Genomic DNA, 21,899 nt, shown 5'->3' on the forward strand with positions numbered 1-21,899 from the left:
TGCACTTGAAATATGAGGCTAGCGCCTGAATTAAGCCGCGCCGCGAAGCGGCGTCGGCTTGAATGAATTGTTAGGCAACACTGCCGGTATACCTTAGTGTAAGACGTAACATGTCAAAGAGTTGAATGCCATCCTCGAATATTGGCTCGGGATAGTTTTTCACAAAAAAATCATGATCAATGGCCGTCACCCTGAAGCCCTGTCTCTGGTAGAAGGCCAACTGATATCCAAATGTACCGGTTCCCACCTCTATTTGACTCGCCCCCGATTTACGAAAAAAATCAATGACCCACTGTAAGAGTGCTGCGCCATAGCCGGATTTCTGATGGGCTGGTTGTATGGCAATGCTCATTAGCTCATATGCGGCCGCACCAAGTGGCTGGACGACACATGCACCGACAACAACTCCACCGCATGAAGCAACGAAGCATTTTGATCGTGGAAGGTAGGAGCGAACCTTGTCTTCCGACGGGTCGGCAAGCAGTAGCAACCTCATTGGCGCATCCGCTGTTGGAATTTCATGGATCAGTAGCGACATTTTCGTTCTGTTGCAAACGCCTGAACTAAACCGCGCCGCGAAGCGGCGTCGGCTTGAATGAATTGTTAGGGCCCACTTGCGTGAAACCCAACCGATTGAGCAAGAACCCAGCCAGACAGGCCATAACTTGACTCAATGTGGAACCCACTAGAGCGTGTTATGAACTTCCAGTAGCAGCCAGCACCCGAGCAGCAGCAGGGAGCATGAGCACCGCGAAGACCAGGAAATGCAGACCGCTGAGGACTTCGGATAGCCGCTCGTAGTCCCGCGAAAGCCGGCGGAATCTCGCCAGCCAGCCGAAGCTGCGCTCGACCACCCAGCGCCGGGGCAGCAGCACGAAGCCTTTCTTCGCCTCGGACAACTTCACGATCTGCAAGTCGATGCCGTTGTCCTTGGCTGCCTGACGTGCATTTGCTCCTGTGTAACCCTGGTCTGCCCACGCAGTCTCCACCGTATGGCCAGTTGCTTGCTGCACCGCTTCACACAGCCTGTTCACCTGCACTCGCTCCTGCTCATCGGCCGGGGTGACATGGACTGCCAGGAGATGGCCCAGGGTGTCCACTGCCATGTGGACTTTGCTGCCTCGCTTGCGCTTGTAGCCGTCGTAGCCTGCGCGCGGGCCGCTCTCGCAGCTCGACTGCAAGGTGCGTCCGTCCATCACCGCTGCGCTCGGCTGGCCCTGGCGGCCTTGGGCTACTCGAATGATGGACCGCAGGTCCGACACCATCGCCTCGAAACAGCCGGCGTCCAGCCACCGGCGGCTTTGTTGATACACAGCCTCCCACGGCGGCAGGTCATTGGGCAGCATGCGCCACGGAGCACCTGCCCGGACCAGCCAGCGTAGCGCGTTGAAGACTTCGCGCAGGTCGTGTTCACGCTGTGGGGCGTGTTGGTCCATCAACGTCAGATACGGTGCAGCGAAGCTCCATTCTTCATCGCTGATGTCCGTCGGGTAGGGCTTGCGGGGCATCGCCGCACTCTACCTGCGGCAATTTCTTCATCGATCAAAGTTCATAACACGCTCTAAGACCGTTTGAATCTGCGAAGTCAGTGGCATTGACTAGGCTGTCCGCCCAAGGCCCGGGCCAGCCACCAAGCTTGTATCCCTGCTCAATGGCAGGCCAGTCCTGACGGATAAGGTCGCCGGCGGGTACGCGGGTGATGCCGTAGAGAATGGCCGGCATGACAGGTGTGTCGAAGCTGTGTGCGACGACACCTAGAAACAGAACGGTGAATGGCGCTGGGGCGGAGCCATGAACAGGTTTGATGGAAAGAAGTAACTCCTGGCTCTCGGAGTTGACCGAGTAGCCGACTAAGAGACTGTCATGAACGCCTGGAATCATTCTCGTGGGCCCTAACGCCTGAATTAAGCCGCGCCGCGAAGCGGCGTCGGCTTGAATGAATTGTTAGGCCCTGCCGCCACCGGCGAGCCTGCGGGACAACTTAAGAATGGTGTGGATGCGCTCTGGAAGCCGCTAAACCCACTGCCTTGTACCTCATAGAAGTACGCACCCCTTGAGCCGAGTTGCTTGTGAATTACCTCTGCGCCAAGAGCAGTTACAAGATTGACAATGCCCTCTTCCAGCGTTTCTCTCTGGGGGATTGCAGTATTTTTGGTCGTGGTTATGAAGTAACCGCGGCCTGTGGTTGGAGCTTTGATGATCTTTGCTAACGCCATGATCTGTCCTTGCAAGGCCTAACGCCTGCGGTAAGCCGCGCCGGAGTGCGAAGCACGGAGGGCACCCGCAAGCGGAGCTTGTGGGCGTCGGCTTGACCAACCAGTTAGGCGGCGCTCAGCGCTCATAGGCGAACGCTTCGTTGCCACTGGATAAATTCCTGTTCGTTTGGGGCGTTCCTAAGGTGTTCAAAGAACTGGACGCGATCAGCCATGTTAAGAGACTCCTCCCGCGAGAAGAAGTCAGTCGTTTGCAGCGATAGATCAAAGCGTTCGCAGAAGGAAGCATCCGTGAAGCGCTTGTAGTAGGCATTGATCAGAGCGATGGAGGCCGCTTCGCTATGCCTATATGTCTTCTGCAACTGCTGGGCTATACGCTCAAAAAGCCAAAGCTCATCTTCGTCAGTTATTGATGGATCAAAATGCACGAGCCTCTCCCCTTGGGTTGTTTGTGACGCCTAACTAAAATTAGACGACGAGGAGCATGCTCCGCGCAGTCGGATAAACGGGGTCGTCTCACACGGACCCACACAACCCCAGACACCCACCCATTTAGGCAAACTTCAAATTTTGCGGATCATCTGCTGGACGCGGCATTTCATTTTGTATCACAACAAACAGCATCCGCAGGACATGGGTGCAGCGAAGGTACACGCAAGCTTGGACCCACTGCCACCGCAGGCTGCGCTGCTGCTTGACCAGCAGGCGTCGCCTTTTGGACATGAGCCACAACCGCGCTTGCACCCATCAAGCGGCCAGCAAGCCTAGGCTCGCGACTCATGCCTCGAGCCCTCCAGCGCATCCGCCAGCAGCCCGCTCGCGCGCAGCACGCGGCGTTTCACGGCCAGTTCCAGCACCTCCTCGCCATGGGCGCCGGCCAGCACCAGCGAACACCAGTGGCTGGCGCGCGTGATGCCGGTGTAGACCAGCTCGCGCGTCAGCACGGGGTTCCAGGCCGGCGGAATGACCAGGGCCGCGTGCGTGAACTCAGAGCCTTGCGACTTGTGCACCGTCATCGCGAACACCGTGTCCACCTGCGTCAGGCGGCTGGGCGACACCCAGCGCACGCCGCCGGGCCGGTCGGGCGCGGCAAAGGCCACGGACAGCCGCGTGCCCAGTTCGCTCACCGCTGAGCGCCCGGCCACCGGCCGCGCCAGGGTCACGCCGATGTCGCCATTCATCAGCCCCAGGCCATAGTCGTTGGCCGTCACCATCACCGGGCGCCCGGCCCACCAGCTGCCCTGCACCTGCACCAGGCCGGCGTTCATGGCCCAGCGGGCGATGCGGCGGTTCAAGCCCTCCACGCCCCAGGCGCCCTGGCGCAAAGCGCACAGCAGCTGGAACTGGCGCTGGGCCTGCAGCACCGACAGCGCCCAGGCGTCCAGCGCGGCATCGTCGGGCGCCACGCCCACCTGCTGGGCGCGCGCGCGCCAGGCGGCTTCGCCCGCGCGCATCACGCTCAGGTAGTGGCCGTGGCCTTGCGGGCGCGCCAGACGGGCCGCTGACGAAGGCGCGCCGGGTTGCGGCTCGGCCACAAGGCCGGCGCCCTGCCCGTTGAGCACCAGCTGCGCGAGGGCCGGTGCCTGCGGCTGGGTCACGGCCAGCCACTGCAGGTCGCGCAGGCGGCGCTGGCGCAGCGCCCGCACCGCGCGCGGCTCGCCCGCGTTCACGGCGGCCGCCAGTTGGCCGATGCCCGAATCGGCGCCAAAGCGGTGGCTCTGGCGCAGCATGACCACAGCCTGGTCCAGCGCGGTGCCGTTGGCGTCCTGCAGGTCACGCGGCACGCTGCGCCCGGTCACGGCCTGCAGCCAGTCCGCGGTGGCGGCGCTGAAATGCCCCTTCACCGCGCGGCTGCAGAGTTCGCCCAGCACGGCCCCGGCCTCGACCGACGCGAGCTGGTCCTTGTCGCCCAGCAGCACCAGGCGGGCCTGCGGGGGCAGCGCCTGCATCAGCCGCGCCATCATGTCCAGGTCGACCATGGAGGCCTCGTCCACCACCAGCACGTCCACCGGCAGCGGCCGGTGCGCGTGGTGCCAGAAATGCCGGCTGTCGGCCCGCGGCCCCAGCAGGCGGTGCAGGGTCTGCGCCCCGGTGGGGATGGCCGCGAGCAAGGTCTGTGCGCTGGGTGCCTCGCTCAAGTTTGAAGGGGTATCAACCACTTCCCGTTCATCAAAAAACGAGGATGGCTGCATACTCTGCATGGCCATGGCCAGACCCTGCACATCGAGCCGTGCCAGCGCGCCGCTGATGGACTCGCCCAGGCGCGCCGCGGCCTTGCCCGTGGGGGCGGCCAGCGCGATGCGCAGCGGCGTGCCGGCCGACCGGCCAGCCAGCGGGGCCAAGCCCTCGGCCACCGCGCCGGCACCCACACCGGTCAGCGCCATGGCCTGCAGCAAGGCCAGCAACTTCACCACGGTGGTGGTTTTGCCGGTGCCTGGCCCCCCCGTGATGATGCAAAAGCCCTGCGAGGCCGCCATGGCACAGGCGGCTTGCTGCCAGTCCATGGCGCCGTCGTCGTCCGCGGGCGCGGGAAACAGGGCCGACAGCGCGGCGCGCCACTGGGCTGGCGCCCAGGCATCGCGCTGGGCCCGGGCCGCGGGGCTGCCCACGCGGGCGGCGATGGCGGCGCGCACGGTCTGTTCGTCCTGCCAGGTGCGGCGCAGGTACAGGCGCGGCCCGCGCAGCACCAGCGGCGATGCCCCCTCGCCCGCCATCACCTGGCTGCTGGCGGCGAGCTGTGCCTGCCATTCGGCCAGGGTCACGCCGTGCAGGGCGTCCATGGGCGTGGCAACCGGGTTTGCGGCCTGCCCGGCCGGACCTGCGCCTTGTAAGGGCGCCGCGCCACCCACCGCATCACCCGGCACGCTGCCAGCCGAAAGCCCGGCGGCGTGCTGCACCGCATCCACCGCGCCGGGCACCGCGTCGTTGCCGGACGTGGCAAGCGCCGGCAGATCAGCGGCGCGTGGGCGGTGGCCGGCCGTGGTCGCATCCGACATCGGCGGCCAGTCGCCTGGCGCCGCGTCGCCCCACTCGGGCCACAACGCCGAATCTGGCGAGGCCGACACTGCGGGCGGATCCGCGGGCGTTGCTGCCGCTGGCGTTGCAGTGGTCGCACCGCCCGGCGCTGCGCCCTCGGGCTGCGCTGCCCCCGCCACGGCCTGCCGCACCGCGTCTGCCGCATCGGCCGGCGGCACGGCGACGCTCGCCTCGGGCGATGGGCGCTGCCACCCCAGCGTTCGCGCGCCGTGGCGCAGGCAGGCCGCCAGGTCCAGGCAGACGTGGCCGCGCCCCAGCTGGTGCGAAGCCAGCACGGCCGCCAGCAGCGCCAGCGGCGGCATGGCGGGCTCCAGCTCGAGCAACCAGTCGGCCAAGGCCAGCTCCAGCGGGCGCAGTTGTTCGGCCTGTACCCAGGCCTGAACCTGCGCGCGCAAGGCCTGCTGTGGACTGGCGAGGTCGGCAGGGCTGGGCGCCTCCAGCGCGGGGCGTGCAGCGTCAACCAGGCCGAGGCCTGGCGTCATGTCTGTGGCCGCGGCCGCCACAGGCGCCAGCCACGGTCCGCGTGGCGCTGCCCGCAGCGCATCGCGTGCCAAGCGCGGTTCGCCGGCGTCGACAGCGTGTCGCGGATGGCGGGGTTGGCCCGGTGCCGACCCGTTGCCATCCGCCTCGGCCAGGCTGCCGAACGGCATTTGCGCACGCACCATGGCCGTGTCGTCGGCGTCCTCCGCGTTCATCGTGGTCGGTCGCGCGGCGCCAACCGGCTCAGGGATGACCGGCGCGGGTGTCGGCGCCTCGTCCCGGGCCGGCGTCGGCGCAGCCGCAGGAGCCGTCCCGGCAGCCGTCGCGGGCGCAGCCGGCGCAGAACCGGGCTCGTCCCAGGGGCTGAACGACCACGCGTCGGCGTCCTGCTCACGCGCGCCCGGGACGTCGGCTGGTGCATCGCGCCCCGCCGGCGCCGGCTCATCGAACCAGCCCCAGTCCGGCGCCTCGTCGCGGGCGTCGGCCAGCGCCTGGTTGATCGCGGCATCGTCCAGCAAGGGCGGCGGCCAATCGTCCATGGGCTCTGGCGCCGCGACCGAAGCGCTCTGGCGCGGCGCGGCCGGCCAGTCGTCGCCGCGGTCCGGCGGCGGCCAGTCGTCGGCCTCACCGATTCGGGTGCCGTCGTGTCCGGTCAGACCGCCTTGGACGTCGGACGGGTCAGCCACGCGGACCTCGTCGGCTGGCGCAGGCGGGTTGCCGGCTGCGCGCGCGCGGCGCGGCGCCACGGCGGGCACCGTGGGCCGCTGCAACGGCACGCTGGACTCGGGTGGCGAGCCCAAGTCAGACGCCCGCGGCACGGCCGGCTGCGCGGCCGCCTCGCCTGCGGCGCGGCCCGGCGCCACGGCCCGGCGGTCTGGCGGTGGCGCCGGTGACCGCGACGCTCTGCGCGGCACGGGGTCGGGCAGCGGCGTGGCATCGAGGAAGTCCTCGCCCGAGTCATCCAGCGGCACCAAGGCGGGTGCGGGGCCGGATGCTCCTGGGCCGATGGTCACCGGGTACGAGGTCGCCGCCTCGGCGGCTGCCGCAGGCGGCAGGCGCGGATCGGGCGTCGCCGCCGCTGTGGCATCAGCCGCTGTTTCGTCAGCCGCTGGTTCGCCAGCCGCCGTTTCATCCACCGCTGCTTCCGCCACCGTTTCCTCATCCGCCACGCCAGGGACGGCGGCACCGGGTCCGCGCGGCTCCACCGCCTCGTCCCAGGCGGGCGCATCGAACAGGCCGGCCGATGCGCCCAGACCCTTCACCGGCGCCAGGTTGGGCCTCACCTGGCCGGACCGCGCGGGCGCTGGGGTCTGGGGACGCGACGGGGTCGGCGGCAGGGCCGGCGCAACCGGCGGCACCGCGTTGGGCGGCAGAAACCGCGTGGGCGACGCGTCGGCCCCGGCCAGCGCATCGTCCGGCTCGGCGCCGAACAGGTCGTCAAACAGGTCGCGCGTGCTCATGCCTGCCCCTCCACGTGGCCCGCCGCCTCAAACAGGGCATCAAGCTCGTCCAGCAGGGCCGGCGTCGCCGCGCACCCCCAGACGCCGCCGTCGGCCCGCGCGCTCCCGCGCAGGAACCAGGTCAGGCTGCCGCCCAGGTGGCGTGCGGGGTCGTAGTCCGGCAGGCGCGTGCGCAGCAGGCGGTGCAGCGCCAGCGCATAGAGCGCGGCCTGCAGGTCGTAGCGGTTGGCCAGGGCCGCGGCGCGCACGGCATCGGGATGGTAGCTGGCGTCGTCCGGGCCCAGCCAGTTGCTTTTGTAATCCAGCACGTAAAAACGCCCTGCCTCATCGGAGTATGCACCGGAACCGATTTCCAGTTCATTGGCAGCGTTGCGTACCCCCTCATCGTTCACATCCACGGCCATGCTCGCGTCGTGGTCGGGCAGTGCGCCCGCCTCGGGCACAGGCGCCAACGTCGCAGCCCGCGGCGCCTCGAACACCACGTCCATGTAGCCCTTGAGCATGCCGCGCAGGCGCAGCGGCGACAACGCGGGCCGCGCCCAGCCGGGCTCGATGTGGGCGCGCACCACGGCGTCGATGCGCTGGGCGGCCGCATCGTGCACCGGCAGCCAGAACTCCAGCTCGGCCTGCATGCGCCCGGCCGGCAGGTCCACCAGGCGCACGGTGGGTGCCGTGGGCGCCGGCTCTGCAGGCAGGTCGGGCAGGCCGTGGCCAGCAGCGGCCTGCAGGGGCAGCGGCATGTGCAGCCACTGCAGCAGCCATTGGGTCAGTGCGGGTGCCTGGTCGCCCCAGCCCCGCACGCGGGCGCGGCGCGCCACCAGCTCCCCCAGCTTGTCGGGGGCTTCGGCCATGCGCGCAAAGCCCTGCATGGCCGCCAGCTGCAGCAGCTCGTGCCAGAAGGTGCCGACCTCGGCCCCGCGCGCAAAGGCGTGCAGGCCTTGCGGCGGGGCCGCCAGGCGTGCCGCTTCGCGCCGCAGGCCGTCCCAGTCGGTGTCGTCCAGCGCGGCCTCGCGGGCCTCTTGCTGCGCCAGGGCCAGTTGCGCGTCGACGTGGCTGGCCAGCGCCAGCTCGAAGGCGTCTTCGCTGGCGGGGCTTTCGGGCTCGGCGTGCGGGCGGGTGGGCAATCCCTGCTCCGTCTCACGGGGTATGCTCCATTTGCCGATTTCAGGATGACGGGAATCGATCCATACCCCATTCACCCCATCTCGCTGCTGACCTTGTGCGACCCGGCCATCCGCCGGGTCCGCCGCGCCCGGTCCCGCGGGCTGGGCCAGGGCGTCCGCCGGCAGCTCGCCGGCCATGGGCAGCGTCAAGCCGTCTTCGTGCAGCAAGTCACTGGTCAGCGCCGAGTAGCTGGCGATCCACCACGGCTGCCAGTGGCGCGGCGGGGCCGCACGCGTGACGATGCGGCGCGGGGCCGCGGCCTCGCCAGCCCAGCGCCGGCTGTGGATGGCCGGCGCCGGCAGCCGCTGCATGGTGCGGCCGGGGATGCCCAGGGCGCGCGCGGCCTGGTCGCTGTCGTCGCACAGCGCCTGCACCTGCTGCGCAAAGGCCGGCCCGCTGCGCGGACGCGTGCCGCCCACCAGGTAGCCGATGGCGCTCTCGTGCACCTGGCAGTCTCTGGCCTGCCCCACGACCAGGGGCGCCACGCCCAGCCACACGGCATGCTGGGCGCGCGTCAGCGCCACATAGGTCAGGCGCAGGTCTTCGCGTTGGCGCTCCAGCTCGGCCAGCGGTTTGTCGGCGGGGTCTTTGGGGTCCAGGTTCACGCGCCGCCCGTCCGAGGCCTCGTTCGCCGGCAGCAGCAGGCTGGTGTGGGCGCGCAGGCTCTTCCAGCTGGCCATGAAGGGCAGCAGCACCAGCGGGTACTCCAGCCCCTTGGACTTGTGGATGGTGACGACCTTGATCAGGTCGTCGTCGCTTTCTAGCCGCAGCCGCGCGGCATCGCCGGCCTCGCCCGGGGCGTCCATCTGGCGCGCCAGCTCGCGCAGAAGGGCCTGCGGGCTGTCGTGCAGCGGCGCCTGGGTCTGCAGCCATTCAGCCAGGTGCAGCATGTTGGTCAGGGTGCGCGCGCCCTGCGGCTGGGCCAGCCAGGCCGAGGGCAGCGCGAAGTCCTGCAGCAGCTGACGCACCATGGGCAGCACGCCCTGCGCCAGCCACAGCTGCCGGTAGCCGCGAAAGCGCTGCACCATGTCGTCCCACACGGCTTCGTCGTGGTTCAGGCGCTCCAGCCAGGCATGGCTGCGGCCCATGCTGGCCGTGCCCAGCGCGGCGCGCAGGGGCCGGGCCTGGGCGTCGGCGTGCACGGCTTCGAGCCAGACGGCCAAATCCTGCGCTTCGCGGCTGTCGAACACCGATTCGCGCTCGGACAGGTAGGCGCTGGCGATGCCGCGCGCGGCCATGGCCTGGCGAATGGCCTCGGCCTCGAGGCGATCGCGCACCAGCACGGCGATGTCGCGCGGGCGCAGCGGGCGGATGCGGCCATCGGCCTGCAGGAAACCCGTGTCGCCCTGCGGCACGGCCGTCAGCCAGTCGACCAGCTGCGAGGCGCAGGACTCGGCCATGTGGCGGCGGTACAGGCTGGCGGACACGGTGTCCTGCCCGGCCTCGGGCGCCAGCCACCACCAGGTGAGCGCGCTGGCCTGCTGGCCCGCCAGCACCAGGCGTTCGGCGCGGCCGTGGGCGACCACGGGCGTGAACGGCATGGGGTTGGCCGCGGCGGCCCGGCGCACGGCGCCCGCGCCACCGTCACGCCCCAGCGGCAGCAGGCCTTGCGCGGCCGGCCAGGGCGGTGCGCCCTCGCCCTGGGCGAAGCGGAAAGCGGCTTCGGGAAAGTGCGCCTCGGCCCAGCCAAACACCGCGTTCACGGCGTGGACCATGGCCTGGGTGGAGCGGTAGTTGGTGCCCAGCGAGTGGTGGCGCCCCTCGGTGGCCTGGCGCGCCTGCAGGTAGGTGTGGATGTCGGCGCCGCGAAAACCGTAGATGGCCTGCTTGGGATCGCCGATCAGCAGCAGCGCGTGGTCGTCACCGTCCCCTTGCATGGCAGCACCAGCCTCGCCCGTTTCTGTAGCATCGGCATGGGCACCATACACCGCTTTGAACATGCCCCACTGCAACGGGTCGGTGTCCTGGAATTCGTCGATCATGGCCACCGGGAACTGCGCGCGGATGCGGCCGGCCAGCACCGGGCCATGCGGCGCCGTCAGGGCCTGGTGCAGGCGCCGCAGCACATCGTCAAAGCCCAGCTCGGCCCGGCGCTGCTTCTCGCGCGCCAGCCCGGCCCGGATCTGCCAGGTCGCGTGGGCCAGCAGCTGGGCGCGCAGCGCCTGGTGGTCCCCCTTGGCCTGTTCGTTGTCGGCCACTGCCAGCCAGTCGTCGATGGCGACAAAGGCCGGGTGCGGTGGCGGCAGCTGCCCGCCCGCCAGCCGGATGCCCGACAGCCCGAAGTAGGCGATGTCCTTGCGGCCTTTGCCGCGCGGGGCGTCGCCGCCCTCGCTCCAGCGCCGCAGGTCGGCCAGCCAGGTCTCCAGGTGCTGCTCCTTGCCCCTGTAACGCTGGCCGTTGAGCATGGGCAGCCAGGTGCGGAACTGGCGCTCCAGCCGGTCGGCCGCGGCCGCCCAGGCGGTGCGCGCCGCGTCCTGCAGCCGTTCGGACTCGCGGCTGTGCTGCGCCACCTCGGCCAGCAGGCGCGCCGGGGACACCGTGGGGTCCAGGGCCTGGTCGCCAAACTGCCAGGCCGCGTCGTCCTGCGCCAGCAGCGGCCGGATGGCCTTCACCAGCGCCTCGGGGCCGGGCATGAGCTGGCTCAGCACCCGCGCCTCGTTCGCGTCCAGCGCATAGAACTGCTGCCGCCAGTAATCCTGCGCCGCCTGCAGCAGCAGCTCGCTTTCGTCGCTGAGCAGGGTCTGCGTGAACAGGTTGCCGCTGTCGAAGGCGTGTTCGCGCAGCATGCGGTAGCACCAGCTGTGGATGGTGGACACGGCGGCCTCGTCCATCCAGTCGGCGGCCACGCGCAGCAGGCGCGCACAGCCCGGCCATTGCTCGGGCGTGAAGTCGCCCTTCAGGCGCAGCAGGTCGTCGCCGGCTCCGGCTTCGTCACCGGCCGGCGCCTCGAACGCGGCGGCCGCCTCGCCCAGGCGCTGGCGGATGCGGTCGCGCAGCTCGTGCGTGGCGGCGTCGGTGAAGGTCACGACCAGGATCTCGGGCGGCGTCAGCGCCCGCACGAAACCCGAGCCGTCCGGTCCGCTGCCGCCGTGGCCCAGCACCAGCCGCAGGTAGAGCTGGGCGATGGTGTAGGTCTTGCCGGTGCCGGCGCTGGCCTCGATCAGGTGCGCGCCCCGCAGCGGCAGGCGCAAGGCGTCGAGCGTCGGCAGCGGCCGGGGTTCAGGCCGTGGCTCGCCACGCAGACCCGGCGAGGAGGCCCGTGCGGTGGTTGCGTCATCGAATGCGCCGGCTGCATCCAGCGGACGGTGGGCGGTGGGTTCGCGTCCCACGGCCTCCGCCCAGGGAGCGGCCGCCATGCCCCCCTCGGCCGGCAGGTCGTCCCAGGGCGGCGTGGCGTGGGCCGGCTGGCCGGGCTCGGCACCGGCGTCGTCATGGGGGTCGAAGCCCGAATCAAACCACTCGGTGCTCATGCCTCGCCCCTTTCCCACAGCGCAGGGTCGATGTCCTGGCCGAACCCTTCCTGGCCGGAGCCATGGCCTGCGTCCTCATCCGCCGACCAGGACCCACCCGCATCGGGCCCAGCCCCCGGCCCCTGGCCGTGCCCGCCGTCGCCCTGCCCGTTCGACGCCCATGGCTGGCCGTGGCGCAGCAGCGGCTGGTACAGGCGCAGGGCCCAGTCGGCAAAAGCGTCCGGCTCGTGCAGCAGGTCGTCGAACCGCGGGTAGCTGCGCTTGAGCGAGGGCGACTGGTCGCACTCGCCGCGCAGCTGAAACCCGCCCTCGTACACCTGGCGCGCGGCCTGCAAGGCCTGGGCGCTGGCGGCGTTGGGCGCCGGCCAGCGCGCCAGCACGGGCTCGCCGCCCCGCGTCTGCAGCGCCTGGCGCTTGTCCAGCCAGGCCAGCGCCGTGCTGCAGGCCACCGGCAGCGGCCGGCACATGCCGTGCAGCCAGGCCTCGACGATGGCCCGCCAGGCGGCGGCGGCCTGGTCGGGCGCCAGCGGCGCCAGGCACCAGATGCCGGATTCGCTGACGATGAGGCTGCGCGCGCCCTGCGGCAGGCCCGCATCGGCCAGGGCCAGTTGCCAGGCCAGGTGCTGCACCCAGGGCCGCACCAGCAGGTGTTGCTTGACCTGCTTGCCGCGGTGCAGGCGCCCCGGCAGCAGCTGGATGTGGGCCAGGCCGCCGTCCGGCGCGCGGCGCAGGCCCTGCAGGCTGGCCTGCACGCTGACGGCCGGCTGCAGGGCCGTGGCCGGCCGCGACCAGTCGAGCGCGAACACCGCGTCGAGCGCCTGCGGCCAGGCCTGGGCCGCTTGCGCATGGCGGGCCATCAGCCGGCCCAGGCTGGCGTGCAGCTGGGTCTGGGCCACCTCACCAAAGCCATGCAGCGGCAGCTTGCCGGCCAGCTGCTGCGCCTGCAGCAGCGGCGCCAGGGGCGAGGCCGGGTCCGCGCCATCCTGCCACCGGTCCACGGCATGTTGCAGCGGCTCGATCAGCTCGGCCTGCAGCTGCCACTGGGCCAGGCCATCGAGCGCAAACGCCTCGTCGTCGCGCACGGCCTCGGCCGCGTCCACGGGTTGCACGCGCAGGCGCTGGGCAAAAAACGCCGCCACCGGGTTGGCCAGAAAGCGCGCAAGCTGGGCCAGGTCCAGGCGCTGGGGCTCGGCATCGGCCGGCAGCGCGGCCTGGGGCGCGCCGGGCAGCACCCAGTCGGGCGGCAGCGCCACCGGCGCCCACTCGCTCGCAAAGGTGAAGACGGCCGGCAGGCGCTCGGCCTCGAAGGGCAGCACCTGGGGCTGGGCCGCCAGCGCGGCTGCGGGCGCCTCCGGGTCAGCCGCCGGGCCGGCCTGCGACACCGGCGCGGGCGCACCGCCCCGGGCTTGGCCCTGCTCGCCACCCGGCGGCATGTCGGCCGTCATGGCGGAGGCACCAACGGCCCGGCCCACGCTGCCGGGGCGCAAGCCGTCGTCGGCCTCGGCCCCATCGTCCGCCGTGGCGAAGTCATCGCCGCCGAAGTCCTCCTCGTCATCCAGACGCGGGGACATGCGCTGCGGCGGCAAGGTCTCGCGGGCCAGCGGGGCCGTGCCCACGTCGCTGGCCTGGCTCGCCACGGCCGGCCCCGGCGGGCCTTCGAAGTACACGGCAGAAAACGGCTGCAGCGGATGATCCGTCGTCAAACAGTTGAGCAGTACCTTGCCGTCACCGTTTTCTACACAACGGGGATCGGGTGATACTGCGCCACCGCCCTGCAGGCACCAGCCCGCCGCCACGTGGTCGCGCAGCTGGCCCACCAGGGTGGACGGCGCCACCTCGGTGTTGTCGCGGATGTCGCGCCCGACCCAGCTCACGTACAGGGCGTCCCGCGCCGAGAGCACGGCCTCGAGGAACAGGTAGCGGTCGTCCTCGCGCCGCGAGCGGTCGCCGGGCCGGTGGTCGCGCTGCATCAGGTCGAACGCGGCGGGCACGCTCTGGCGCGGGTAATCGCCATCGTTCATGCCCAGCAGGCACACCAGGCGAAACGGAATCGCCCGCATGGGCATGAGCGAGCAGAAGCTCACGCCGCCACTCAAAAAGCGCCGGCCCAGCTGCGGGGCGTCGAGCAGGCCCTGCCAGGCTTCGCGCACCACGGTGGCGGGCAGCGGCTCGTCGAAGCCGGCCAGCTCGCACTGCGCCAGCCAGTCGTCGCCCAGCTGGCCCAGCTGCACGATGAGGGCCCGTTCGGCCTCGTTGCTGGGCGCGAAAAACCGCGTGAGCAAGGCTTGCAGCCGCGTGACCCAGGCCTCGGGCGTGGCGGCGCTGCGCCACTCGCGCGTGGTCTCGGCCAGCGCGGCGATGAAGGCCGTGAGCGGCCCGAGCACGGCGGCCGTCAGCCCCGCCACCTCGTCGTAGGGCAGCACGCCCTGCCAGACCTGATCGGGCCCGGCGCCGCCGGTGGCATAGCCCAGCAGCATGCGGCGCAGGCCGAACTGCCAGCTGTTGAGCTCGCCCACCTGGTCAAAGCCCAGTTCCGCGCGGTGCGCGGCGTTGAGGCCCCAGCGCACGCCCGCGCCCTCGATCCAGCGCTTGGCCAGCGCCGCATCGCCCTCGGCCAGGCCGAAGCGCGCCTGCACGGCGGGCACGTCCAGCCAGTCCAGCACCTCGCTGGCGCGCAGCCGGTCTTCGGGCAAGGCCATGAAGCGCTCGAGCGCCAGCAGCATGGGCTGGCGCGTGCGCTCGGACTGGTCGAGGATGGTGTGGGGGATGTGGCGCGCATCGCCGGGCGCCATGCGGCCGAACACGGCCGCGATGTGCGGTGCGTAGTCTTCGATGTCGGGCACCATGACCACGATGTCGCGCGGGGCCAGCGTGGCGTCGCGCCCCAGGCAGGCCAGCAGCTGGTCGTGCAGCACCTCGACCTCGCGCTGCGCCGAATGCGCGCGGTGAAAGCGCAGCGAATGGTCCCGCGTCACGTCCACGGGCGGCCACAGCGCGCGGCTCTCGTGCAGCGGGCGCAGGTTGAGCATGTCGTCCTGCAGCTGCGCGAGCAGGTGGACGGGCTCGGGCGGCTCGAACACATCGATGCGTCCGCCGTTGAGCGGCATGAAGCGGTCGCGGTACTGCTCGGGCTCGTCGTGCCGGTCGATGAGGCCCACGTAGTCGCGCCCCTGCCGGCCCCAGGCCGACAGCAGCGGGTGGCCGCCCGCCTCGCCCACGCGCAGCGCCAGTTCGGGCGCCGGCAGGCTGGGGTTGCGGCGGTAGGCGCTGCGCCACAGGTCGCGCTCGGGCCGCGTGTCGGACCAGTGGTGCATGCTGGGGTTGTGCACGCACAGCACGACCTGCACGGTGCTGGCCAGCGCGGCCAGCGCCTCGAGCGCCTGCGCCGGCATGCTGGAGATGCCGAACACGATCACCCGCGCCGGCATGTCTTCGGCATGGACCGGGGCACGTCCCGATTGCCGGTGCGCCAGGAAACGCCGGTGCACGCTGGCCCGGCTGCTGTGCATGCCGGCCTCGCCCACGTCGGCCAGCACAGCCTGCCACAGGCGGGCCTGCCACACTTGGTCCTCGGGCAAGGGGCGCGCATCGCCGGGCTGGCCGCTCACCCCCTGCAGCACCCAGCGGCCGGCGGCCCAGTCGCCCAGCCAGTCGGCCCGGTAGACCTGGTATTGGTCAAAGAGGTCGGCCAGGCGCTCGGCCAGCTGGAACCGCTTGCGCCCCTGGTCGTCCTGGCCCAAAAAGCGCGACAGGCTGGGGCTTTGCCCATCGGCCACGAAGCGCGGCAGCAGTCGCATCAGGCGCCAGGTGAGGGCCTGCTTGTCGAGCGGCGACTGTTCGGGCACCTGCGCCCGACCCAGCTCGGCCCGGTAGGCGCGCCACAGGAACAGCGAGGGCAGGCTCATGGCCATGGCCGCGCAGACACCGAGACCGCCGGCCTCGGGCGGACGCGCCCAGGCCATCTTCAGCCACTGCGCGATGCCGTTGCTCTGCACCAGCACGCTCTCGTTGGCCAGGGGCGGCAGCGGGTGGCGCCGGCACCAGGCGAGCACCAGCTCCGACAGCGCCTCGGGCCGGTTGCCGTGGATGACCATGAGGCCGGGGGTCAAACGGGTGGCCTGGCTCATGCGCAGCCCCTCACCGTGCGGCCCACGCCGCCGCCGGATCCAGGCCCACCGGCCTGGCATCCCTTGCGATCACACCACCTCACACCATCCAGAACCCGCATGCGCACCCACTCAACGAAACACCCACCAACGACCCGCGATTTGAACCGCACATTGTCCCATTCATCCGCCGTTTCAAGACCGCCCGCGGCGTCGGCAAGGGCGCTTGGGCGCTGGTCCGCCTTGCGGATCGACAGGCACCAGCCCGGCCTCACAGGCCCGCCTCAGACCACGGCCTGCTGTGCCTGGCTCGGCGCACCGACATCGCGACGACGGCAAGGGCAGCGACCGACACGCCGGAAGCCGACAGACTTGAGCCTGAACCCCTTGCAACCGTGCGTGGAAGCCGCAAAGCCACCAGCGAGTATGTGGCACTTCGCGATCACCCACCCAACGCCCTGACCGAATACCCAGCTCGGTACAATGCATCCCCCGTCCCTCACCCCCAGCCCGAAATGTCCGCTTCGCGCCTGCCCATCCTGGCCATCGCCGGTCCCACGGCTTCCGGCAAGACCGCGGCTGCGCTGGCACTGGCGCAGGCGGCTCCGGTGCCGGTCGAGATCATCAGCGTGGACTCGGCCCTGGTCTACCGCGGCATGGACATCGGCACGGCCAAGCCCACGGCCGACGAGCGCGCGGTGTGCCCGCATCACCTGATCGACATCCGCGACCCGCTGCAGCCCTACAGCGCGGCCGAGTTCGTGCGCGATGCCGTGCGCCTGGTGGCCGAGATCCGCGCCCGCGGCGCCCTGCCGCTGCTGGTCGGCGGCACCATGCTCTACCTCAAGGCCCTGGTCGACGGCATGGACGACATGCCCGCAGCCAACCCCGGCGTGCGCGCCGCGCTCGACGCCGAGGCCGCGCAGGTTGGCTGGCCCGCCATGCACGCGCAACTGGCGCAGGTCGACCCCGTGACCGCCGCGCGGCTGGCGCCAGGAGACAGCCAACGCATCCAGCGGGCGCTCGAGGTCTGGCGCGTCACCGGCAAGCCCTTGTCCAGCCTGCACGGCCGCCGCGCTCCGGCGTCTGGTCTGGCCGAACCGACGGATGCGTCGGCAGCAGGCAGTCCGGCGACCGGCCTGCCCGCAGCGAGCCCATCGGCATCCAACGTGCCGGCGGCGGACGCCGCGACCGCCAAGCCGCTCGGCGACGAGCCGGTGCACCTCATCAGCCTGGAGCCGGCGGAGCGCAGCTGGCTGCATGCGCGCATCGCCCAGCGCTTTGACGCCATGCTGGCCGCCGGCTTTCTGGACGAGGTGCAGGCGCTGCGCGCGCGCGGCGACCTCGACCCCGATCTGCCCAGCATGCGCGCCGTGGGCTACCGCCAGGCCTGGGAGGCGCTGGACAGCCGCTTTCCCCTGGCCGAGCTGCGCGAGCGCGGCGTGGCCGCCACCCGCCAGCTGGCCAAGCGCCAGATCACCTGGCTGCGCGCCATGCCCCAGCGCCACGTCGTCGCCGCCGACGCGCCCGACGCGCTGGCCCGCACCCTGGCGGCAGCGCACACCCTGCTGAACCGTGCCGGGGCATGATGCCGGCATGACACGCCCCACTTGGCTCACCGTGCTGCTGCTCGCCGTGCTGGCGCTGGCCGCCACCGCCTGGTGGACACGCTGGCTGGACCCCCATGTGCCACCGCTGGCCGGCTGGCGTGAACAGGCCCAGCGCAGCGCCATGGGGGCAGCCCTGTCGCCCGAGCCCGAGGCCAGCTGGGTGACCACGCCCGGCCGCAGCAAGGCCGACTGCCTGCGCCACAGCCAGGGCGAGCTGAACCCGGCCTTCGTGCTGTGCCGCAGCGGCAAGCGCGAGCTGGTGCGCGTGGCGCGCGACGGCTCGCGCACCGTGCTGCGGACCGAGCCGCTGCCGGAGCCGCAGGGCCTGTTCCGGCCCTGAAGCCGCGCCAGCGCGGCCTGGCCACCCCCGGCCGGACGCCAGCGGCGTTCATGGCACCATCGACCTCATTCACTGCTTCACAGGGGGTGCCATGCTGATCAACTGCGTTGCCTACGAAGACGGGGCCAAACTGGCCGACATCGCCACCGACCAGATCGGCCACTACCTGGCCCGGCCCGGCTGCTTCGTCTGGGTGGCCCTGGCCGACGCCACGCCGGCCGAGCTGGAGGTCATGCAGCAGGTGTTCGACCTGCACGAGCTGGCCGTGGAAGACGCCCGCAATGGCCACCAGCGCCCCAAGATCGAGGAGTACGGCCAGTCGCTGTTCGCCGTGCTGCACCTGGTCGAGGCCGACCCCGCGCAGCCCGACGACGTCAACCTCGGCGAGATCGACATCTTCGTCGGCCCCAACTACATCCTCTCGGTGCGCAACCGCAGCCGCCAGGGCTTTCTGGGCGTGCGCAAACGCTGCGAACACGAGCCCGAGCTGCTCAAGCACGGCTCGGGCTTTGTGCTCTATGCGCTGATGGACGCGGTGGTGGACCGCTACTTCCCCGTCATCGAGACGCTGGAGGCCGAGCTGGAAGACGCCGAACACCAGATCTTCACCCAGCGCGCCGCGCGCGACAGCATCAAGCGGCTGTACCGGCTCAAGCAGCGCGTCATGGTGCTCAAGCACGCCGTGGCGCCGCTGCTCGAGGCCGCGGCCAAGTTGCATGGCGGCCGGGTGCCCCAGATCTGCAGCGGCTCACAGCATTACTTTCGCGACGTGAACGACCACCTGGTGCGCATCAACGGCCTCATCGAATCCATGCGCGACACCATCGCCACCGCCATGCAGGTGAACCTGTCCATGGTGGCCATCGAAGACAACGAGGTGAACAAACGCCTGGCGGCCTGGGCGGCCATCTTCGCCATCTGCACCGCCTTCGTCGGCGTGTGGGGCATGAACTTCGAATTCATGCCCGAGCTGAAATGGCGCTATGGCTATCCGGTTGCCCTGGTGCTGATCGGCGTTGTCTGCGCTTACGTGTACTGGCGGTTTCGCCGTGCCAAATGGCTTTGAGGGCAGTACAGGCCAATCTCCGTTTCATTCACATCGACAACCACCCCATACTGCTATTCACATGACGAACGCCCCCGCGCCCATGCTGCAGGTGAACGCCCTGGCCAAACGCCACGGCGACACCCCCGTGTTCGAGCAGGTGAGCTTCGAGACGCAACGCGGCGAATTCCTGGCGCTGATGGGGGAATCGGGCGTGGGCAAGTCCAGCCTGCTCAATTGCCTGGCCGGGCTGGACACCTGGCAAGACGGCACCGTGACCGTGGCGGGGCAGGACCTGGCGCAGCTGAACGACACCCAGCGCGCCCACTGGCGCCGCCACGCCGTGGGCTTTGTGTTCCAGGCCTTTCATGTGCTGCCGCACCTGGACGTGGCCCAGAACGTGCGCCTGCCCCTGCTGCTGGTGCACGAGGCCGCAAAGGGCCGCGGCACGCCCGGCTCCGCGCCCGAGCTGAGCGCCCGGGCCATGGACGAGCGCGTGCAGGCCGCCCTGGACGGCGTGGGCCTGGGCGCCCTGGGCCACCGCCTGCCGCGCGAACTCAGCGGCGGTCAACTGCAGCGCGTGGCCATCGCGCGCGCCCTGGTCCACCGGCCCCCGCTGGTGCTGGCCGACGAGCCCACCGGCAACCTCGACCCCGACACGGCCGCCACCGTGCTGCAGACGCTGGTGCAGCAGGTGCGCGCCACCGGCGCCACCCTGGTCATGGTCACCCACGCCGACAGCGCCGCGCAACGGGCCGACCGCGTGCTGCGCCTGACGGCACACGGCGTGGTGGCACAGCCGCCCTTTGCGGCGCAGCGTTGATGCGCCACCTGCGTGCAGGGTTCAGGGAGCCATCTCGCCTGGCCTGACTTGGCTTTGGATGGCGATGGCGGCCGACCCGTCAAGCTGCAGCGCAGCGCCATTCCCGCAGCAGCAGGCGCAACGCCTGGCCAGGAGAGGCCGGCGCGCCGTATGGCTCAGGCTTTGGAGGCGTTCCGGCCAGGGGCTCAGCCGTGGCTGGCTACAGCCTGGGATCGGTCGCGGCGGTACAGCAGCCCATCCCAGACGCCGATGGCCAGCATCACCGCACTGGTGAGCCAGCCCAGCGTCAGCAGGCTCCAGGCCGAGGCCAGGGGCACCAGCGCCGCCAGCACGGCCATGCCCACCAGGTGCGACGGCGGCACGCGCCCGTACACCACCTTTTTGTACACGGCGCTGCCGAGCAGGTAGATCATGGGACCGGCCGACAGCACCAGGGCGTAGGCCAGCTTGGGCAGGTCGTGCGGATGCGCGAGCACCAGGTCGTTGCCCACGGCCGAGGCGATGATGCCGGCGATCAGGACGGCATGGATGTAGTGGAAGTAGGACCCGATGCGACCCGGATCGTCCGACGCCGTGATGCGCTGGCTGGCGTCCTTGCTGGAGATGCCGAAGTACAGCCACCACATGGCCAGCGTGCCGAGGAAGGTGGCCAGCATGGCCGACAGCATGGGCGCATTCCAGGCCTCGGCCCCGGCCAGCGTGGCGCCCGTGGCCAGCAGGGTTTCGCCCAGCGCGACGATCACGAACAGCTGGCAGCGTTCGGCAAGGTGCCCCCCTTCGATGGTCCAGTCCTGCGTACGCGAGCGCCCCAGCCCCGGCAAGGCAAAGCCGAACATGGGCGACACGTACTCGCACAGCACCGCCACCACCCACAGGCCGATGCGCCAGCCGCCGTCCGCCATGGCCCCGGCGACCCAGAACACCGCAGCAATCGACACCCAGCCCAGCATGCGGCGGTAGTTGGCCGACAGCGCGTGATTCGGCCCCAGCTCGATCAGGATGTAGGCCGTTCGCCCCACCTGAATCGCCACATAGGCCAGCACGAACACCCAGGCGCGCTCGCCGAACGCCTCGGGGATGGCGGCGGCCATCACCAGCGCCGCCAGCATCAGCCCGAACAGCAGGGTGCGGATGCGCGGCGTTTCGGGGTCGAACCAGTTCGTCACCCAGCAGGTGTACTGCCAGCCCAGCCACACGGCGAACCACAGCACCAGGGTCTGCAGCACCCCGAGCGGCGACAGGCCATGCAGCAGCTGATGGCTGAGCTGCGTGACCGCAAAGACGTAGATGAGGTCGAAGAACAGTTCTTCGAAGGTGACCCGCGCATGGTGGCCATCGCGGTGGCGCAACAAGGGGTGCTGGGTGGCTGAACTCGACGCGGTCATGGCATGTCCTCCCTGCCGAAGCGGCCAGGCCAGGGCCGCGACAGTGGGCCTGATCGAGGCGACTTCAGCTCAACGCGGTGACCCCGTCCACAAGGCCCCGCGCGCGCTGCAACGGCGCGCTGAAATCATACGCCCGGGCCCCTGCGCCTGGGTGCCCCGCCACGCCTGGATGCGCCGGGCTGAGGCCGGCACACCACAGTGCCCGCGGCGCACCGCCTGTGCACGCGCGGGCACGGACCGCCGCCCGACTGGGGCAGCGGCCGCGCCTCACTTCATCTGCGTGGGCACCTTGTGGCGCAGCTCGGTCTGGCGGTTGTGCTCGTCCACGAACACCAGCTGCGGCTGGTGTGCGGCCACCTGGTCGTCGTGCACCTGGGCAAAGGCCGCGATGATGAGCAGGTCGCCCACGGCGGCGCGGCGCGCGGCCGAGCCGTTGACGGAAATCATGCCGCTGCCGCGCTCGCCCTTGATGGCGTAGGTGACGAAGCGCTCGCCGTTGTCGATGTTCCAGATGTGGACCTGCTCGTTCTCGGCGATGTTGGCCGCGTCCAGCAGGTCTTCGTCGATGGCGCAGGACCCCTCGTAGTGCAGCTCGCACATCGTCGTTTTGACGCGGTGGATCTTGGACTTGAGCATGGTGCGGAACATGGGAAATCTCCTGTGATGTGGGTGTGGTGCGTCCCGTCGGGACGGCGTTCAAGGGTGAATCGGATCGGCGGCAACCGGATCAGGGCGAGTCGGCCCGGCAACCCCGCTCCGGGCGGCGT

The 21,899-nt window shown here is 70.5% G+C and carries 13 protein-coding genes and 1 pseudogene; 4 read left to right on the top strand and 10 right to left on the bottom strand.

The annotated features are described in order from the left end of the window. Positions 1–70: 70 nt before the first annotated feature. From CCO03_RS11430 to recC, 8 genes and pseudogenes are all read right to left on the bottom strand, one after another. A complete protein-coding gene (locus CCO03_RS11430; protein ID WP_205690295.1) occupies positions 71–538 on the bottom strand; it encodes a GNAT family N-acetyltransferase in 468 nt (155 codons plus the stop codon). A gap of 157 nt (positions 539–695) precedes the next feature. Next, a complete protein-coding gene (locus tag CCO03_RS11435) occupies positions 696–1,508 on the bottom strand; it encodes an IS5 family transposase (RefSeq protein WP_087275916.1) in 813 nt (270 codons plus the stop codon). A gap of 396 nt (positions 1,509–1,904) precedes the next feature. Beyond that, a complete protein-coding gene (locus CCO03_RS19800; protein ID WP_157667653.1) occupies positions 1,905–2,231 on the bottom strand; it encodes a hypothetical protein in 327 nt (108 codons plus the stop codon). Between the two features lie 107 nt (positions 2,232–2,338). Further along, the gene (locus CCO03_RS11440; protein ID WP_157667654.1) at positions 2,339–2,641 is read right to left on the bottom strand and encodes a hypothetical protein; all 303 of its coding nucleotides are present in this window, start codon (positions 2,639–2,641) and stop codon (positions 2,339–2,341) included. A gap of 336 nt (positions 2,642–2,977) precedes the next feature. Beyond that, complete coding sequence (recD, locus tag CCO03_RS20775) at positions 2,978–4,927, bottom strand: exodeoxyribonuclease V subunit alpha (protein ID WP_418236060.1); 1,950 nt, start codon at positions 4,925–4,927, stop codon at positions 2,978–2,980. 6 nt (positions 4,928–4,933) lie between these two features. Then, positions 4,934–7,189: pseudogene (locus tag CCO03_RS20780) on the bottom strand (hypothetical protein); the annotation flags it as partial. After that, complete coding sequence (gene recB, locus CCO03_RS11450) at positions 7,186–11,823, bottom strand: exodeoxyribonuclease V subunit beta (RefSeq protein ID WP_087281153.1); 4,638 nt, start codon at positions 11,821–11,823, stop codon at positions 7,186–7,188. The gene recB and the pseudogene CCO03_RS20780, both read right to left, overlap by 4 nt. After that, the gene (gene recC / locus CCO03_RS20085) at positions 11,820–15,950 is read right to left on the bottom strand and encodes an exodeoxyribonuclease V subunit gamma (protein WP_169717467.1); all 4,131 of its coding nucleotides are present in this window, start codon (positions 15,948–15,950) and stop codon (positions 11,820–11,822) included. Before recC ends, recB begins: the two co-directional genes overlap by 4 nt. A 494-nt stretch (positions 15,951–16,444) precedes the next feature. On the opposite strand from recC, the gene miaA reads away from it, so the two are divergent. From miaA to CCO03_RS11475, 4 genes are all read left to right on the top strand, one after another. Continuing rightward, complete coding sequence (gene miaA / locus CCO03_RS11460) at positions 16,445–17,518, top strand: tRNA (adenosine(37)-N6)-dimethylallyltransferase MiaA (protein ID WP_087281155.1); 1,074 nt, start codon at positions 16,445–16,447, stop codon at positions 17,516–17,518. A 7-nt stretch (positions 17,519–17,525) separates the two neighbouring features. Further along, on the top strand, positions 17,526–17,879 hold the full coding sequence (locus CCO03_RS11465; RefSeq protein WP_087281157.1) for a hypothetical protein: 354 nt from the start codon (positions 17,526–17,528) through the stop codon (positions 17,877–17,879). 91 nt (positions 17,880–17,970) lie between these two features. Next, positions 17,971–18,945, top strand: a complete 975-nt coding sequence (gene corA, locus CCO03_RS11470; RefSeq protein WP_087281159.1) for a magnesium/cobalt transporter CorA — start codon at positions 17,971–17,973, stop codon at positions 18,943–18,945. 61 nt (positions 18,946–19,006) lie between these two features. After that, the gene (locus tag CCO03_RS11475; RefSeq protein WP_087281161.1) at positions 19,007–19,747 is read left to right on the top strand and encodes an ABC transporter ATP-binding protein; all 741 of its coding nucleotides are present in this window, start codon (positions 19,007–19,009) and stop codon (positions 19,745–19,747) included. 185 nt (positions 19,748–19,932) lie between these two features. Here the strand turns inward: CCO03_RS11475 and CCO03_RS11480 are convergent, their stop codons facing one another. Together CCO03_RS11480 and panD are read right to left on the bottom strand one after the other, a co-directional pair. Further along, entirely contained in the window at positions 19,933–21,132 is a 1,200-nt protein-coding gene (locus CCO03_RS11480; RefSeq protein WP_087281163.1) for a low temperature requirement protein A, read from the bottom strand. A gap of 267 nt (positions 21,133–21,399) precedes the next feature. Continuing rightward, positions 21,400–21,780 (bottom strand): aspartate 1-decarboxylase, encoded by a 381-nt coding sequence (gene panD / locus CCO03_RS11485; RefSeq protein ID WP_087281165.1) that lies wholly within the window; start codon positions 21,778–21,780, stop codon positions 21,400–21,402. Positions 21,781–21,899: the final 119 nt, after the last annotated feature.

It is taken from the genome of Comamonas serinivorans, from assembly GCF_002158865.1.
GTDB classification, from domain to species: Bacteria; Pseudomonadota; Gammaproteobacteria; order Burkholderiales; family Burkholderiaceae_C; genus Comamonas_E; species Comamonas_E serinivorans.